The organism is Leptolyngbya cf. ectocarpi LEGE 11479, from assembly GCF_015207065.1.
GTDB classification, from domain to species: Bacteria; Cyanobacteriota; Cyanobacteriia; order Phormidesmidales; family Phormidesmidaceae; genus Leptothoe; species Leptothoe ectocarpi.
On record NZ_JADEXP010000594.1, the window covers coordinates 1 to 1,909 of the forward strand.

Annotated in this window: 2 protein-coding genes; both read left to right on the plus strand. The window is 55.7% G+C overall.

The genetic code is table 11. From position 1 onward, the window contains the following. The first annotated feature begins 281 nt into the window (after positions 1–281). Entirely contained in the window at positions 282–884 is a 603-nt protein-coding gene (locus IQ260_RS30260; protein ID WP_193996749.1) for a sigma-70 family RNA polymerase sigma factor, read from the plus strand. Continuing rightward, complete coding sequence (locus IQ260_RS30265; RefSeq protein WP_193996750.1) at positions 881–1,726, plus strand: hypothetical protein; 846 nt, start codon at positions 881–883, stop codon at positions 1,724–1,726. The genes IQ260_RS30260 and IQ260_RS30265 overlap by 4 nt, the downstream gene beginning before the upstream one ends. Positions 1,727–1,909: the final 183 nt, after the last annotated feature.

Below are 1,909 nucleotides of genomic sequence, written 5' to 3' on the forward strand. Positions count from 1 at the left end.
TTGCTCATAGCGCTCTGTACTCATCGGTGGCTCCCTGGGTAGCGGTGCACTCACTTTAGCGGATGATCAGGCTATGGGCCACAAGTAATGACTATCAAGGGTTTGAACACTTAGTAGGAAAAGTCAGATCCATTGCAGGGGCCACAGCCGTATACCTATGTGGGCCTTGTTCTCAGGGCTGTGACTGAACTGGGGAGGCTGTCTCCCCTTTTTCTATGGTTTGCGTGTTTTCTGTGGGCGCATCCGATATGAACTGGTGGCCGTATACCTAGTGAAACCTGATGAGTAGAGTCGTGACTCAGGCCGTAAAGGGAACAGCTGTGATGGAGCATGAGACCGATGGGTCTGTGGTCACTCGATTGTGGGACGGGGATGTGTCTGCTTTGGGCATTCTCTATGACCGCTATGGCAGTTTGGTATATGGCATTGCCATGAAAGGGTTACGTCGGGTGAGCGAGGCTGAAGATTTGACCCAAGAGGTGTTTTTGAGTCTGATGCGTACCCGGTCTTATAATCCTCGCCGTGGCAATCTGGCCAGCTATTTGACCACCCTGACCCGCTCGCGCGTGATTGATCGGCTGCGATCGCAATCAACCCAGTATAAGTATTTAAACCAGTGGCATCAAAATCAGGTTGTTGTTGACTCGGCCACCCCCATGAAGCACATCACCCAACAAGAAAAACGTGCCATCGTTCGGCAGGCGTTGACCACCCTCAAAGCGCAGCAGCGAGAAGTGTTGGAGCTGAGCTATTACGAGGGCCAGTCCCAGCGTGACATTGCGGAACGGTTGGGGGTGCCTTTGGGGACTGTGAAGAGCTGGGCTCGTCGGGGCCTGCTCCAGCTACGGAAACAACTGGATGTGCTGCGGGAGGATTTGTCATGACTGGATCGCTTTCTCCGCAAGAGAGGCAAGAGTTGGTGGCGGGCTATGTGCTAGGGGATCTGAGTTCGGCAGAGGCGGAAGCGTTTCGGGTGTTGTTGACGGAGGTGCCGGAGCTGCAGGCGGAGGTGACAGCGCTGCAGGCGGCGTTGGCGATGATGCCCTACGGGTTGGATGAGGTGGAGCCGGTGGGGGGGCTGCGATCGCAAATTCTTGCCGCTGCCCAAGCCGAACTGGCCCCGCAGCGGCAGCCCGTGCCATTGAAAACTAGGCAGCCGCGATCGCGACTGCCCTGGACCATGAGCACCGTGGCTGCTGCCCTCGCCATGGTTTGCGGTTTGGCCACCCTCCACCTCAACCACCAGGTGCGCAGCCTCCAAGCACAGTATCCGCAGTCTGACCTGGCCCAAACCTGGTCCGGGCTCAGTACGCTGTTGCAGGACCACCGGCAGTCCCTTAGCAATCCCGATGGTCCGGTAGATTTTGTGGTGAAGCAACCCGATGAAATCCTGGCCCTATCCACGGGATTTAAAACCACCGTGGCCGCCTTGCCCCTCTTGCCTGCTCAAAAGGGCATCTTGTTGGGGGGCAGCAACTGTCAGCTGGGGGCAGCGGCGGGTCTACGGCTCACCTATCAGCTGGAAACTGACCAAACCGTGTCCGCCTACCAGCTGGTTTTAGCGGAGGAGGACTTTCCTGAACTGCAGGCGGCCCACCTGACGCTGCAGCAGCCCGATGGTACTGGCATTGTGCTTTGGCGCGATGACAACTATCTCTATGCCGTGGTGGCGGATTTGCCCACGGCGGAATTGCAGACCTTGGCCTATGCCATCGAGGGTATTTGATTGTTTTTGGGGCGATCTTCTATAAATTGCCCTAACAACAATCGGTAAATAGCAACAAATTTTAGATCTATCTCTTTTATCTTTTGAAAAATGGTACGCAAACGTAAACAACCGACCACCTGGATTCATCGTAATTCTCGCTATCTGATTGCCGGGGTATCTACGGCAGGATTGCTGTTGGCC